Origin of the sequence: Candidatus Marithrix sp. Canyon 246 (assembly GCF_001723685.1) — a bacterium.
Lineage (GTDB): Bacteria > Pseudomonadota > Gammaproteobacteria > Beggiatoales > Beggiatoaceae > Marithrix.
Map to the genome: position 1 here is coordinate 1 of NZ_MCBX01000002.1, position 15,601 is coordinate 15,601.

Below are 15,601 nucleotides of genomic sequence, written 5' to 3' on the forward strand. Positions count from 1 at the left end.
GTTTAATTGATGGTTTACGTGATGCTGTTAAAGCAGAATTGCCTCATTATATGGTACCTTCAGCTTTTGTTAGCTTAGAAAAAATGCCACTAACACCAAGTGGTAAAATTGATCGACGTGCTTTGCCGGTTCCAATTGAAACTAAAACGGATTCTTTCATTGCACCTCGCGATAAATTGGAACAGCAATTAGCCGAGATTTGGCAACAAGTATTGGGCGTTAATGCCATTAGTGTGGATGATAACTTTTTTGATTTAGGTGGGCATTCTTTATTAGCTATCACTTTGCTAGGTAAAATTGAGCAAGCTTTTGATAAAGCTATATCAGTTATTAAACTGTTTCAAGCACCAACTATTGCAGAATTTGCTGATATATTACGTGATAAAGATCATACACCTACTTGGCGTGCATTGTTACCAATTCAAACTAAAGGTAAGCACAAACCATTGTTTTTTATAGGTTCTACTGATTATGCTCGTCTATTAGTGCCTTCGCTTGGTAATGAACAACCAATATATGGTTTAAATATGTTTGGTTTGAATTCTGAAGAAATTTTAACCGTAGAAACTATGGCAACAGAGTATTTAAAAGAAATTCGCACTGTACAGCCAGAAGGTCCATATCATTTATGCGGATATTGTGCAGACGCGAAGGTGGCATTTGAAATGGCACAACAGCTAAAGAAACAAGGGCAAGAAGTAGCATATTTAGGTTTTATTGATGTTAATTGGTATGCAGATTCATCACTTTCTCTGAATCAACGAGCTTCTAAATTAGGAAAAAATATCGCTAAATTTGGACCAAGTTTTATTACACATAAAATTAAGGCTAAATTAAAAGCTAAAAAAGAAGCAAAGATATTATCACAATCAGAACAGGATAAGCTACATTATGAACGTTCAGGGGAAAGCTTACCACTACAATTACAACATCAATTCTTAATTAAGCAATTTTGGAATGCTTTGGATGATTATCAAGCTCAAACTTATTCAGGCAATTTGAACTTATTATTATCATCTGAATTAATTGCAGAATGGCAAATAGATAAAAGTTTCTCAGAACAAATACATAGTTTGGTGACAGGAACAGTGACAGTTGATGAAGTGCCGAGATTTCATGATACACTATTTGTAGAACCACAAGTTAGTGCATTAGGAAGACAAATTAAATTGCATTTACAAATCTGATTTTTGCCTATACTGAAGCTGGTGAAACTGTTGATGTAAAACGTGCGCGTAGTCATCTTAATAAATTGATTTACTCTTTGCAATGAATGATCTGAAGTTACCATGACAGTCGCTGATTGTGATGGTAATGATTGAACAATAGCCTAGGCATTCGTAGGTTTAAAATAATGTTCAAAAACCAAAAATAGTGCATAATAGTTGCTTGAAAATTGTATTTGCATTGCGAGCATGAAAATTATGAATGTTTTGAGATTTATAGTATTAATGTTGTTAGCGTCGCAGACGCTGGCATATAATAATCCTTTAAAAATAATGAGGATAACGCCTAGTGGTAATGATGTTTTTAATCAGCGACAGATTGTTTTTACTTTTAATCAGTCTGTTGTTGCTCTAGGTAGAATGGAGCGCAAGGCTTCTGAAATTCCTATTTCTATTATTCCTTCTGTTGATTGTCAATGGCGTTGGTTGAATACTAATAGTTTGGCTTGCCAGTTAGGTGATGATACTGCTTTGAAGCCTGCTACTCGTTATAGTATTAATGTTAATCCCGGTATTATGACTGAGTCTCAGCAAACTATGGAGCATGAGAAGTATCATGAATTTATTACTCGTCGCCCTCAAGTTACTTATGCTTCTTTTGAATCATGGTTTGCGCCCGGTATGCCTAAGCTTCGAGTTGTTTTTAATCAAGCCGTATATCTAAACTCGGTTGAAAAGCATTTGTATTTTAAAGTGCCTGAACGTGTAGCTGTTAAAGTAGAATTGCCGGTTATTAGTGAGGATGATGATGAAGAAGATAAACCATTATCGCCTACACTTTCCAGAGTTTGGTTAGTATCACCAACTGCATTATTAGCATTAAATCGTTCAGTTGATTTGATGGTTGAACCGGGCATTAAGTCTGGATTAGGTTCACAATTAGGTGTTGAACAAGATAGAGTTGTAAATTTCCAAACATTTCCCAAATTTAAATTCCTCGGTGTTGAATGCACTAAGAATAAAAATCATCGTTGTGATCCATTACGAAGTGTATCTTTAAAATTTTCTAGTCCAGTTATCAAGGAAGAGGTAAAAGAAAATTTACTAGTAATGCCCGACTTAGCAAATGGGCGTAGTGATTATGATCCTTGGGGAAGTCGTAGTGGCTATTCTAAGTTAAATTCTGTGCATTATAAAGATGATACTTATAAAATAAGTTTGCCAATACCTTTAAAAGCTTATCAGGATTATCATTTATATATCAATAGCCGTAATTTTCAAGATGAATTTGGTCGTAGTTTAGCAGATTCTCTTAATATTAAGTTTAAAACTGATAATCGTGCGCCTCGGCATGTGTTTGAGCATCAATTGTCAGTTTTAGAAAAAGATATTGATAGTGATGTACCAATTTATGTTACCAATCTAAACAAATTGGATGTTTATTATCAAAAATTAACCAGTTCAGGTTGGGGTTCTCGACAATATAAAGGCTTATATCTACCTACTGTCAGAAATCTATCTTTTAAAACTCCGCTAGGAATTCGTGATTTATTAGATGAATCAACTGGTATTGTACAAGGTTACTTTAAGACTCGCCCTAATATTAATAATAAAAATGCCAAAACAGAAAATTGGTTTTTCAGCCAAATCACCCCGTTTCATATACAAGCTAAAGTCGGTTATCACAATACACTAGTTTGGGTGACAGATTTTGCTAGCGGCTTAGCTGTCAAAAATGCAACAGTATCCATTAGATTAGACACTTACGCGCCTGATAGTATAAACAAAGCCTTAACCAGCGTCGTTACTGATAAAAATGGAATGGCTTGGTTGCCCGGCACTAAAAATTTAGATCCTAAATTGAAATATAGTAGTGTTTATGGAACTGATCAGAAAGATCAACGCTTTTTTATTCAGGCTCAAAAAGGTGAAGATATTGCCTTATTACCGCTGGATTCTCAATTCCGCGTTTCCGTTTATGAACTAACAGATTATAATATATATGCTTATCAGCGGCAGAAATATGGTCATATTAAGACTTGGGGCACTACCGCTCAAGGAATATATAAAGTTGGTGACACTGTACAATATAAATTATTAGTACGTAATCAAAGTAATAAGCAATTCGTGGCTGCACCATCTGATGGTTATAGTCTGCAAATTATGGATCCTACCGGCAAACTAGCTCATGAAGTTAAAGATTTCAGCCTCTCTGAATTTGGTGCTTATGATGGTGAATTTACTATTTCTAAAGCTGCCGCTGTTGGTTGGTATCAATTTAAATTAACTGCTAAATTTAAGGAAAAAGAAACTTGGCATCCCTTGCGAGTTTTGGTAAGTGATTTTACTCCTTCAGCGTTTAAAGTACGCACAGAGTTAAATGGTGAATTGTTCCATATTGGTGAAAAGGTTGAAATAAATACTGCCGCTAACTTACATGCAGGTGGACCATATGTAAATGCACAAACCAAAATTCGCGCCACTTTAAAACCAACTTATTTAGACACTCAAGATTTTCAATTCGATGTACTTAATGGTGATGAAAAGAATGAAACTGTTTATAGTGTTGAAAATAAATGGATTGATGAAAAAGGTCAATTAACAACTAGCTTTACATTACCTGACAAGTCTGAAGTTTTATATGGCAAATTAACCGTAGAAAGTGCGGTGCGCGATGATCGCGGTAAACATGTTGCTAATAGCACCACTGCTAGTTATGTTGGGCGAGATCGTTTTGTTGGTTTGAAGGAAAAAAGTTGGTTATTGACTGCTAAAGAAACTGCTCAAGTCTCATTATTAGTAGTTGATGAATATACTAAACCAGTTAGCGGCACTGATATTAATGTCAAAATTGAATATCAAGTTACCAAAGCGGCTCGTGTCAAAGGTGCTGGTAATGCTTATTTAACTCGTTATGAACATCAATGGGTAGAAACAAATACTTGCAAACTTAAATCAGAAAATGCAGCAATTACATGCACATTCACACCTGAAAAAGCTGGTGCTTATAAAATAACTGCGACAATTAAAGATACTAAAGATCGTAGCCATAGCACCGAATTGCATCAATGGGCTGCTGGTGAAGATTTTGTAATGTGGGAAACTGCGGCTGATAATAGTTTAGAAATTGTAGCTGAACGAGAAGATTATAAAGTTGGTGATATAGCACGTTATTTCGTTAAAAATCCTTATCCCGGAGCGCAAGCTTTAGTCACAATCGAACGTTTTGGTACACTGAAATCTTGGGTGCAAACCTTAGAAAGCAGCATGGAAATTATTGAAGTGCCAGTAATACCAGATTATGTACCCGGCTTTTTTGTTTCTGTAACAGTAATGTCACCGCGTCTTACTAAACCGATTGATAATAATCAAGTCGATTTAGGCAAACCAGCATTTCGTATGGGTTACGTCAAAACTGAAGTCAAAGATTCCTATAAAGAATTAGTAGTAGCTATTGAAACTGATAAACCGGTTTATAAACCCGGTGAAGAAGTTACTATTGACTTACAAGCTCAAGCGCGTCACCCAGAGATGGCTGGAGAACCAATTGAATTAGCAGTAACTGTGCTTGATGAATCAGTGCTTGACTTATTAACAGATGGCAGAAAATACTTTGATCCTTATAAAGGTTTCTATAGTCTTGACAGCTTAGATATGAAAAATTTCAGTCTGCTAATGAAACTAGTTGGGCGACAAAAATTTGAGAAAAAAGGTGCTAATGTTGGTGGTGATGGCAGTGCTTCTAATTTAAGTATGCGCTCATTATTTAAATTTGTTAGTTATTGGAATCCCTCAATAAAAACCGATGCAGAAGGTAAAGCTAAAATTAAGTTTACAGTGCCTGATAATTTAACTGGTTGGCGCGTGTTAGTAATGGCAGTAACGCCGACTGATAAAATGGGTTTAACTGATGCTAATTTTAAAGTCAATCAACCAATCGAAATTCGCTCAGCTTTACCTAATCAAGTATTAACCGGTGATAGTTTTGAAGCCAGCTTTAGTCTGATGAATCGCACTAATAGAATGCGTGAAATTATGTTGACATTACAAGCAAAAGGTCCTGTTGTTATATCCAATGATAGTGGTGATATATTAAGACGTACCTATATGGTGAAAGCACAACCTTATAAACGTTATATTAAATGGTTGCCGCTCAAAGCTACTAAATCAGGTACGATTGAATTTTCTGCCACTGCTAGTGATGATGAAGAAAATGATGCTTTAGCCACAACTCTAACTATAAATAAACGTCGCCCATCAGTAACAGTTGCGACTTATGGCAGCAGCACCCAATCTAGCGTCACAGAATCAATAAATCAGACTGGATATTTAAATGTTATTACCTCAGCTAGCGTCATTGGTGGAGTTGATAGTGCGTTTCAATATATGCGTGATTATCCATATAGTTGCTGGGAACAAAAACTCACCAAAGGCACAATGGCATCGCACTATAATAAGTTAAATGCTTATGTATCTACGAGCTGGAAAGATAGCAATACATTACCAACTGATACGATCAAATTGGCTAAGGAATATCAAGCTCCTAATGGCGGCATGACTTACTTTATACCAACAGATCAAAATGTTAGCCCATATTTAAGTGCTTATACAGCTTTAGCCTTTAATTGGTTAGATAAAACTCCTAAAGTGGTTGAGAATAAATTGCATGAATATCTATTAACATTATTAAGAAAAAATGTAATGCCAGATTTTTACTCCAAAGGCATGGCATCAACAACACGTGCAGTAGCATTAGCCGCTTTAGCAAAACATGGTAAAATCACACGTCGTGACATCAGACGCTATCAAAGACATTTAAGACGTATGGACTTATTTGGCAAATCACAATTTTTAGCGGCAGCCTTAGATGTTCCCGGCACTGGTAGAATTCGTACTAGCGTAGTAAATATGATATTATCCCATGCAAATCAAACTGCTGGCAAAATTTCCTTTAATGAAAGCCTAGAAACAAGTTATAAACGCATATTATCCTCATCAGTGCGCACCCAATGCTCGATTTTAAGCAGCCTAAGTCGCTACCACGCAACAATGAAACATTCAAGCAATCTTGATGATGATATACCATTTAAAATAGTGCGAAACATTAAAGGCAAATGGAAAAACACTCAAGAAAGCATGTTTTGCATGAATGCGCTGACAGAATACGCCAAAGCCTATGAAAAAGATAAACCAGCAATGACAATACAAGCTTGGTTAGACAATGAAAAATTAGGAACAACCAGATTTGACAGCGTCAAAAACCCAGCAGTAAGCTTCAAACATGAGATTGTCAATAATGGTAAATTGAAAATCAAGCGTCAAGGAACAGGGCGTATGTACTATACAGTACGGTTAAAATATGAATCCAAAACCAAGAATGCAATAAATGCTGGTATAGAAATAAACAGACAATACCATGTTGAACGCGATGGCAAATGGATAAAACTAACAACTCCAATGCAAATAAAAACCGGAGAACTAGTAAAAGTAGATATAAAACTATCCACCCCTGCTCCAAGATACTTTGTAGTAGTAGATGACGCAGTGCCCGGCGGCTTAGAACCAGTAAACCGAGACTTAGCCACCAGCTCCAAGATAGAAGCAGAAAACAACTCATGGCGTTTCTACCACCACGAACTACGTCACCATGCAGTAAGATTCTACTCAGACTACCTACCAGCAGGTAACTACCACCTATCCTACGTAGCCCAAGCAATAGCTCCCGGCGAATTCAACGTAATGCCAACCCATGCCGAAGAAATGTATGAACCGGATGTGTTTGGTAAAACTGAAACTGGAAGATTGATTGTGAAGCGGTAACTAACCAAACCTGACAGGTTTTAAAAACCTGTCAGGTTTATAAATTAAAAAGTAAGGAGCTTTTATGTATATTCAACTTGAAGTTGAAGATAGTCATGCAGAACATCTATTGTTTTTACAAAAACGTTTAAATAAACCCTTGAGTGAAGTGCTAACTGCCGTTTTAGCTAGTGGCATTGATGCTCTGGTTGATAAACCAAAAGTAAAGACTAAGGGAGAGGCTTTAAACATTATGAAAAAATACCATCTCATCGGCTGTATGGATGAAGATGCTAATCTTTCGACTAATTACAAAGAAAAGTTGTGGAACCACGAATGATTATTGCTGATAGTGGAAGTATGTGATTATGCCACGACCATTGATGAAACATTAATAACAACCATGCCAGTAGTTACTGAAGTTTGTTATTTATTACAAAGCCGTTGTGGTTCAAGTTACGCAGAAAATTTTTTATTAGCACAAAACGATGGGCTATTTGAGCTTTTTACTATTGACGAAACCAAATTGGTTCAAATAGCTAAATTGATGAATAAATATGCTGATTTGCCAATGGATTTAGCGGATGCCTCTTTAGTTATATTAGCAAATCACTTAGGACATGGACGAATTGTATCTACAGATAAACGGGACTTTCATACTTATCGCTGGAAAAATACACAGCCATTTATTAATTTACTAGCAGATATTATTTGACCAAGTAGTGAAAGTGGAAAATTGATTGTGAAGCGGTAACTAACCAAACCTGACAGGTTTTAAAAACCTGTCAGGTTTACTAATGAGATATTTGAATATGGCAATAACAACAGAAACTCAGCAAAAAAAATCCCTGCTTACATGCAATCCCTGTAGTTCTCTTGATAAATCTCAACACACCAAAAAAACTACATAGATTGCATATAATCAAGGATTTTTTACACACTATAACATAGTATTAGCATGGAAATATATAAAAAAATAGCCCCTGCCGGGGGCTTCCACGCTAAAAATTTCTGATTAGCGAAAACTAATCAGAAAAAGAAACGAGATTCTAAATTTTAAAAGTTAAAAGGGTAAAAATGATAAATAATAAAGGGTTATAGCCTGGACACCCGGAAGCCCACGCTGTAGTTGCGGGTCGCCGGCTCGGTCCTGTCGCGGGAAGCCGAGCGCACGTACCACCCGTAGTTGTTCCACGAGCCGCCGCGAAGGGACAAACGGTTTGCATTTATAACGCATTGTTTTTCTTTACCTTTATATTTACCTTCATATAATGAGCAAGTCCACTCCCATACATTTCCTGAAGTATCATATAAACCAAATTGATTAGCTTTATAATTTCCCACTGGAGAAGTTTTACCAAAGTTCCAACCATAATTTGCTTTACTTTTATCAATCTCATTTCCCCACCAATACTTAGTTTCCGTACCAGCTCTAGCTGCATATTCCCATTCAGCCTCTGTAGGAAGACGATATTTTTTACCTGTTTGATTACTAAGCCATTTAGCATAAGCTGTAGCATCATTCCAAGAAACATGAATCACCGGACGATTACCACGCCCCCAGCCACTATCACTAGGCTTTTTTCTACCAGTAGCATCAGCAAACTTATCATATTCAGCAAAAGTCACCTCATACATCCCCATAGCAAACTTCCCAACCGAAACCCTATGCACTGGCTTTTCATCACTATCGCCACCACCTTGAATATCACCCATTCTAAAAGAACCAGCCCGAATTCTAACCATTTTTGGACCCAAACCGCCACTTCTTAAACTATCTTGAAAGACTTTGCTTTTTCTTTGTATTTTTATACGAGCTAATTCAACTTTTTCTCTTTTAACATCAGCTAAATCCGCCAAAACAGCTTCTTTCTGCCTTCTGATACGAGCCAATTCAACTTTTTCTCTTTTAGCATCAGCTAAATCCGCCAAAGCAGCTTCTTTTTGCCTTCTGATACGAGCCAATTCAGCTTTTTCTCTTTTGACACTATCTAATTCAGCAACATTAATAACAGCTGGTCTGGATTTATTTTTGACTTTAAACACAAAATCACCGCGCGATAACTTAAAATCCTTAATTTTTCCATACTGTGGAGTTTGATCAGTATGCTTTGGCACCTCATTCCAAAGATAAAGCCCCAACTCCATACCAGTAATATAACCATCATTATTACTATCACCATCCCCATAAGCTAAAGCATGAACAAAAGCCGGAGTAAAAGTACTTTTAGCAGGCACCTCCTCCTTAGCACTACCAGCAGTAATAAATTGACGTACAGGTTTAGCCATTGCTCCACTAATTTGCTTGGGTATAGGAATATTTTTACTCTTAAAAACCGTACCAGAAAAACAACTATCAAACAAAAACAAAGCATGTTTAGACTCAATATTCCGCGCCCAAGTAACCACTTGATTCATAGCAACAGCCTTTCTGAAAAAACCCTTATCATCAGAATGAGGATTAGGCGCATCAACAGGAACAATATAACCCTTGTCACCACGACTATGCCCATGCCCAGAATAGAAAAACAATAACCTATTATTTTTATCATAACCATACTTATTAATAAAATTATCAAAAGTTAATTTTAAATCACGAGAATTAAGATCAGATTTCCTATCAACAACAAAGCCTTGATCTTTAAGAACCGCCTCCACCTTATCCAGCTCACGAGGGATACTATTTAAATCAGCCCAACCAGCGGTATAATCACTCTGTCCAATAACCAAAGCATAACTACCACTATAAGACAAAACTGTAGAACCATTAGTATCAGAAATATTAACCACACTAACACCCTTATCATATAACCTTGTATTAACAGTGGAATTATCACAACTGACAAGTAACAACATTAAAAAAAGACTAAATATTTTCATACATGAAACTCCTTTAATTTGGAAGTTCTAATTATAGATTGTTAGTTAGAAAATAGCAAATTATGTTATAATTATGGGTTTAGTAAAAATGAAACTGGAAGATTGATTGTGAAGCGGTAACTAAGCAAAGCTGTCAGGTTTTAAAAACCTGTCAGGTAATTAAATTCAGGAGTTCAAAGCGAAGCTTTGCATATAAAATGACACTAAAAACACAATTTGTATTTGAACATACAGTAGCACATCATTTAGAAGAGTTATCAACTATAGAAAATAAGTCAATGAATGCTTTAATACAAGAGATGATAGAAGAACGTTATAAAAAGCTAAAAAAACAAAAAAGACTTGAGAATTTTTATGGTGGTATAGGATTATGTACTGGCTTAATCGGAGAAACTTCTATTCAGAAAATTAAGGCAAATAAAAGTGTATAAAAAAATTTTTTTAGATGCCAATGTGACTTAATCGTCTCAAATGATGAAAACTTTGTATCAAAAAGCATAAAATTAATTTCTTCATCTGATTTTTGTAATGAATTTGGTTTATAAAACCAACAAATATCCCTGCTTATATGCAATCCCTGTAGTTATCTTGATAAATAACAACAAACTATTAGTTGTACTATGTTATAATAACTAATATTATGTACCCCCGATTAGTGTAAATTTTATTGCCCCTGAAAGGGGCTGACATACCAGCCTAGGGCAACGCCCTAGGATTCATAGGTTTAGAGTTGTAGCCCTCTTAGGGCGATATATAAGCAATTCTGATCAATTTAAAAGATATTTTGATCATAGGGCATTGCCCTAGGCTGATATGTAAGCCCCTTTCAGGAGCAACACAAATCATAATTAATAATAACTTTCAAGCTTTTGAGTTAAAGCAAAATTATGTTATAATAACCAGATGGCACGAAAACAAAAAACAGTTTATACTTGTAAAATATGTGGTGGCAGCAGTTCTAAATGGGTTGGGCAATGTCCTGATTGCGGTGAATGGAACTGTTTAGAAGAAGCCATCATTGCAGAAGCACCTAGTAATTATCAGGGCAGATCTGTTAATTATAGCGGGGTTGAAGCTGAAGTTTGTTTATTAGATGCTGTTGAAGCTGTTGAACAAGTTCGTACTTCTACTGGTATTAATGAACTTGATAGAGTTTTAGGTGGTGGTTTAGTTGGCGGTTCTGTTATTTTAATTGGTGGTGATCCCGGAATAGGTAAATCTACCCTGTTATTACAAGCATTAGCCACTTTAAGTCTTTCTTCTCCCACTCAACCATTATACGTTACCGGAGAAGAATCTCCCCAACAAGTTAGTCTTCGCGCTCAACGTTTAGGTTTAGATGTTCATAAGATTAAAGTACTTACAGAAACTCAAGTTGAGAAAATAATTACTAATGCTCAACAGCAAAAACCTAGCGTTATGGTCGTGGATTCGATTCAGACTATACATACCGAAATTTCACAGTCAGCTCAGGGTTCAGTTTCACAAATACGAGAAAGTGCAGCACAATTAGTGCGATATGCAAAACAAACCAATGTCTCAATATTTTTAGTCGGACATGTCACCAAAGAAGGCTCCTTAGCTGGACCACGTGTTTTAGAGCATATGGTTGATACTGTTCTATATTTTGAAGGTGATAGCGGTAATCGTTATAGAGTCATAAGAGCGATTAAAAATCGTTTTGGAGCTGTCAATGAAATAGGTGTATTTGCAATGACGGAAAAGGGCTTAGAAGAAGTAAGTAATCCGTCTGCTATATTCTTATCACGAGATGAAGTCGAAGTTCCGGGTAGTATAATCATGGTATCTCATGAGGGAACACGCCCATTATTAATAGAAGTACAGGCTTTAGCTGATAATTCACATAGCCCAAATCCTCGTAGAGTAGCTTTAGGTTTAGATCCTACTCGTTTAAATGTATTATTGGCAGTTTTACACCGACATGGTGGGGTAGCTACTTATGACATGGATGTTTTTATCAATGTTGTCGGTGGAGTACGAATCAGTGAAACTGGGGTTGATTTAGCTCTGTTAATTGCCACTTTTTCTAGTTTACGTAATAGCGTAATTTCTAGGGATGTAGTAATATTTGGTGAAGTCGGTTTAGCTGGAGAGATTAGGCAAGTACCTCATGGAATAGAACGTTTGCGTGAAGCAGCTAAACATGGCTTTAAAAAAGCTATTGTACCAAAAGGTAATGCTCCCACAGAAGCTATACCTAATCTTGAAATTGTGCCAGTTGTAAAATTAGTAGATGCTTTAAATAGCATTTCAACATCAGTTGTTTCAGAAAAAGAAGAGGATTAAACAAAATGGTAGATTTACCAGTATTATTAGAAATAAAATCTCAGTTAGCAATTGCAAAGACTTTGCATGTATTATCATTTGTCATTTGGGTTGGTGGGATGTTTTTTGCCCATAATGCTTTACGCCCTATTGCGACAATATTATTAAAACCAAATCAGCGTTTACCTTTAATGTCACAAGTCTTAAACCGCTTTACTGCATGGGTATGGTTAGCCCTTATATTATTATGGATTAGTGGTGTTTGGTTAATTTTATTATATGGCGGTATGGCAAATGTGCAACCATATGTTCATGCTATGATGTTATTAGCAACAATCATGACTGTTGTATTTTTGTATTTAGTTTTTGGAGCTTTAAGAGGTTTAAAACAATCGCTTGCAAATAAAGATTTGAAATCTGCCGCTAAATTTTTAGCAAAGATTCGTTGGGTTATATTTACTAATTTGTCTTTAGGCTTATTAACTATAATCATTGTTACTGCTGGTAAGTGATGATACGCCAACGCGCTATATTATATAATAACATACGTATGTTTTTTGCCGAGCGTCAAGTATTAGAAGTTGAAACTCCAATATTATCTGGTGCTTGTGTGCCAGATGTTAATATTGAACCTATTTATACTGATAAGTATTATTTGCAGACTTCACCAGAATTAGCTATGAAACGTTTATTAGTAGCTGGTAGTGGTGCAATATTTCAAATAACTAAAGCTTTTCGTGATGGTGAAATTGGGCATTGGCATAATCCTGAGTTTAGTATTTTAGAATGGTATCGCCCCGGTTTTAAAGCCGCTGATTTAATTAATGAAATAGATGAATTATTGCAACTGTTATTAAAGACACCAGCGGCAGAACGTATCAGTTATTGTACAATATTTAAACAATATACAGGTTTAGATGCTTTACATTGCCCGATTGCAGATTTAGAACAATACTGTGCCAAACTTGGCTTTAAGGCTAAAACTGAACGCGATACTTATTTACAATTTATATTTTCTCATCAAATTGAAACCCAATTAAATAAACCGACAGTAATTACAGACTTTCCAGCCACTCAAGCCGCATTGGCGAGAAAACGCACTGATAATCCAGAACTTGCTGAACGCTTTGAATTTTATGTACAAGGCATTGAATTAGCGAATGGTTTTTATGAATTAACCGATCCAATAGAACAGCGTCAACGTTTTGAACAAGACTTAGCGAAGAGACAAAAACTAAATTTAGCAACTCACCCAATAGACGAAGACTTTTTAGCAGCCTTAGAAGTTGGATTACCAGAATGTTCTGGAGTTGCATTAGGTTTAGATAGATTATTAATGTTAATTATGGGTGTATCTGATATTAAACAAGTATTATCATTTCCTATAAACCAGACCTGTCAGGTTTCCAAAACCTGACAGGTCTTTAGATCTTATCATTTCCTATAAACCAGACCTGTCAGGTTTCCAAAACCTGACAGGTCTTTAGATCTTATCATTTCCTATAAACCAGACCGTCAGGTTTCCAAAACCTGACAGGTCTTTAGATCTTATCATTTCCTATAAGCCAGACCTGTCAGGTTTCCAAAACCTGACAGGTCTTTAGATCACTAAAAATCATGAAATTATTAGCAATAGACACTGCCACTGAAGCTTGTTCTTGTGCTTTATTTATAGATGGTGAAATACAACAACGTTCTCAAATTGCTCCTCGCCAACATACAAATTTAATTTTGCCAATGGCGGATGAACTGTTAAAAGCAGCAGATTTAAAAGCAAATCAATTAGATGGCTTAGCCTTTGGAAGGGGACCGGGTAGTTTTACCGGTTTACGTATTGCTGCTGGGGTTATTCAAGGAATAGCCTTTGCAGCCGATATTCCGGTTGCGCCAATTTCTTGTTTAGCCGCTTTAGCACAAGGAGCTTATATTGAACATGGTCATAAAAATGTACTAGCTGCAATTGATGCTCGTATGAATGAAGTCTATTTTGGAAGTTATATTGTTGATGCAGAAGGGATTATGCGCAGCCATGAAACTGAAATAGTTTGTAAACCAGAATTAATTAAACCAAAAGATGGAAACTGGTATGGAGTAGGTAGCGGCTGGGCAACAGAATTAGGCAATATGTTAGAAACATATCAAGCAGACAAATACCCACAAGCGGCTGCTATAATTCCATTAGCAGTAGCTGCATTTAAAGAAGGAAATATCGTTAATGCAGAACAGGCATTACCAGTTTATTTACGTAATAAGGTGACTTAAATATGAGTTATACAATAGTCGGAATTGGTGAATTACTATGGGATATGCTACCATCAGGTAAACAATTAGGTGGTGCGCCAGCTAATTTTGCCTACCATACTAATGGTATTCTAGTATCAGCGATTGGTAATGATGAATTAGGCAAAGAAATTTTAACTAAATTAGATTCATTGTCTTTAAATAAAGACTATATTCATATTAATCAAAATAAAGCAACCAGCAAAGTATCAGTTGAACTAGATGATGAAGGCAAAGCCAGCTATATAATTCATGAAGATATAGCTTGGGATTTTATCCCAAATACCAGTAAATTAATGGCACTAGCTAAAACAGCAGATGCTGTTGGTTTTGGCAGTTTAGCGCAACGCTCTACAATGTCTCATAATACAATTCAAGCCTTTATTGAAGCCACACCAACTGATACATTACGCATTTTTGATATAAATTTACGACAATCATATTACAACAAAGAAATTATAGAATCATCCTTAAAACTAGCCAATATCCTTAAAATAAACGATGAAGAATTACCAATTGTTGCCAACATGTTAGCTTTAAGCGGCGATGAAAAAACAATTCTTCAAAGTTTAAGCAATCAATATGGATTAAATTTAATCGCGCTAACCAAAGGAGACAAAGGCAGCATTCTATATACCAAACAACAAAGCTCAATACACAAAGGCTACCCAACAACAATAGAAGACACAATAGGAGCAGGAGATTCATTTACAGCGGCGCTAACAATAGGATTACTAAAACAGCATGATCTTGATACAATCAATGATCATGCAAATCGTGTAGCTGCTTTTATATGTTCCCAAAAAGGAGCAACGGCTAAACTGCCTCCTCAGCTCGACTTTTCCTAATCTGTTTTTCATCATCGTTCCCAAGTTTCACTTTAATGCCATTAACTTAAGGAATAAAATAAAAAAACCAAATTTCATGTTATATCGTAGGCTGGGTTAGCTTATTGAGCGTAGCTCAATAACGTAACCCAGCATTTGTTGGGCTTTGCTGGGTTACGTTTTTTTACTGCGTAAAAAAATCTAACCCAGCCTACAAATATATCTTTTTCAGGCAAAAGTTTTTGTAAAAAACATTTGCCTGAAATTGAAAATAAAGTTATAAATACTTAAGTCAATGACAGTTAAGTGAAACTTGGGAACGATGATGTCAAAAAGCTAGTGCATAACATCAATTAGTAAATC

11 protein-coding genes are annotated in these 15,601 nt (G+C 35.9%); 10 read left to right on the forward strand and 1 reads right to left on the reverse strand.

The genetic code is table 11. The features are described from left to right. The 4 genes from BHU68_RS01305 to BHU68_RS01320 form a co-directional block, all read left to right on the forward strand. The coding region (locus BHU68_RS01305) for a thioesterase domain-containing protein (RefSeq protein ID WP_216115498.1) at window positions 1–1,187 on the forward strand (1,187 nt) is incomplete at its 5' end. Between the two features lie 237 nt (window positions 1,188–1,424). Next, window positions 1,425–6,986: an alpha-2-macroglobulin family protein gene (locus BHU68_RS01310; RefSeq protein ID WP_171899702.1), complete on the forward strand. Its 5,562-nt coding sequence runs from the start codon at window positions 1,425–1,427 to the stop codon at window positions 6,984–6,986. Between the two features lie 64 nt (window positions 6,987–7,050). Further along, the gene (locus tag BHU68_RS01315) at window positions 7,051–7,305 is read left to right on the forward strand and encodes a hypothetical protein (protein ID WP_069471777.1); all 255 of its coding nucleotides are present in this window, start codon (window positions 7,051–7,053) and stop codon (window positions 7,303–7,305) included. A 12-nt stretch (window positions 7,306–7,317) separates the two neighbouring features. Continuing rightward, the gene (locus BHU68_RS01320; protein WP_256359145.1) at window positions 7,318–7,680 is read left to right on the forward strand and encodes a type II toxin-antitoxin system VapC family toxin; all 363 of its coding nucleotides are present in this window, start codon (window positions 7,318–7,320) and stop codon (window positions 7,678–7,680) included. A gap of 380 nt (window positions 7,681–8,060) precedes the next feature. On the opposite strand, the gene BHU68_RS16200 is transcribed toward BHU68_RS01320, so the two are convergent. After that, a complete protein-coding gene (locus tag BHU68_RS16200; protein WP_083234993.1) occupies window positions 8,061–9,845 on the reverse strand; it encodes an SUMF1/EgtB/PvdO family nonheme iron enzyme in 1,785 nt (594 codons plus the stop codon). A 197-nt stretch (window positions 9,846–10,042) separates the two neighbouring features. On the opposite strand from BHU68_RS16200, the gene BHU68_RS01330 reads away from it, so the two are divergent. The 6 genes from BHU68_RS01330 (at window position 10,043) to BHU68_RS01355 (ending at window position 15,259) form a co-directional block, all read left to right on the forward strand. After that, the gene (locus BHU68_RS01330) at window positions 10,043–10,276 is read left to right on the forward strand and encodes a hypothetical protein (RefSeq protein WP_069471775.1); all 234 of its coding nucleotides are present in this window, start codon (window positions 10,043–10,045) and stop codon (window positions 10,274–10,276) included. Window positions 10,277–10,748: 472 nt separating this feature from the next. Then, complete coding sequence (gene radA / locus BHU68_RS01335; protein WP_069471774.1) at window positions 10,749–12,152, forward strand: DNA repair protein RadA; 1,404 nt, start codon at window positions 10,749–10,751, stop codon at window positions 12,150–12,152. Between the two features lie 5 nt (window positions 12,153–12,157). Continuing rightward, on the forward strand, window positions 12,158–12,643 hold the full coding sequence (locus BHU68_RS01340; protein ID WP_069471773.1) for a CopD family protein: 486 nt from the start codon (window positions 12,158–12,160) through the stop codon (window positions 12,641–12,643). Beyond that, window positions 12,643–13,548 carry an EF-P lysine aminoacylase EpmA gene (epmA, locus tag BHU68_RS01345; protein WP_069471772.1) on the forward strand — a complete coding sequence of 302 codons (906 nt, stop codon included), beginning with the start codon at window positions 12,643–12,645 and terminating at the stop codon, window positions 13,546–13,548. The genes BHU68_RS01340 and epmA overlap by 1 nt, the downstream gene beginning before the upstream one ends. A gap of 200 nt (window positions 13,549–13,748) precedes the next feature. Then, on the forward strand, window positions 13,749–14,393 hold the full coding sequence (gene tsaB / locus BHU68_RS01350) for a tRNA (adenosine(37)-N6)-threonylcarbamoyltransferase complex dimerization subunit type 1 TsaB (RefSeq protein WP_069471771.1): 645 nt from the start codon (window positions 13,749–13,751) through the stop codon (window positions 14,391–14,393). Between the two features lie 2 nt (window positions 14,394–14,395). Beyond that, on the forward strand, window positions 14,396–15,259 hold the full coding sequence (locus BHU68_RS01355; protein ID WP_069471770.1) for a carbohydrate kinase family protein: 864 nt from the start codon (window positions 14,396–14,398) through the stop codon (window positions 15,257–15,259). The last annotated feature ends 342 nt before the right edge of the window (window positions 15,260–15,601 follow it).

What these genes read in the sequence shown, in the direction of transcription:
- BHU68_RS01315 (WP_069471777.1), top strand. Translation starts at nt 7,051, where the DNA reads ATGTATATTCAACTTGAAGTTGAAGATAGTCATGCAGAACATCTATTG.
- BHU68_RS16200 (WP_083234993.1), bottom strand. Translation starts at nt 9,845, where the DNA reads ATGAAAATATTTAGTCTTTTTTTAATGTTGTTACTTGTCAGTTGTGAT.
- BHU68_RS01355 (WP_069471770.1), top strand. Translation starts at nt 14,396, where the DNA reads ATGAGTTATACAATAGTCGGAATTGGTGAATTACTATGGGATATGCTA.
- BHU68_RS01330 (WP_069471775.1), top strand. Translation starts at nt 10,043, where the DNA reads ATGACACTAAAAACACAATTTGTATTTGAACATACAGTAGCACATCAT.
- epmA (WP_069471772.1), top strand. Translation starts at nt 12,643, where the DNA reads ATGATACGCCAACGCGCTATATTATATAATAACATACGTATGTTTTTT.
- BHU68_RS01340 (WP_069471773.1), top strand. Translation starts at nt 12,158, where the DNA reads ATGGTAGATTTACCAGTATTATTAGAAATAAAATCTCAGTTAGCAATT.
- radA (WP_069471774.1), top strand. Translation starts at nt 10,749, where the DNA reads ATGGCACGAAAACAAAAAACAGTTTATACTTGTAAAATATGTGGTGGC.
- BHU68_RS01310 (WP_171899702.1), top strand. Translation starts at nt 1,425, where the DNA reads ATGAATGTTTTGAGATTTATAGTATTAATGTTGTTAGCGTCGCAGACG.
- tsaB (WP_069471771.1), top strand. Translation starts at nt 13,749, where the DNA reads ATGAAATTATTAGCAATAGACACTGCCACTGAAGCTTGTTCTTGTGCT.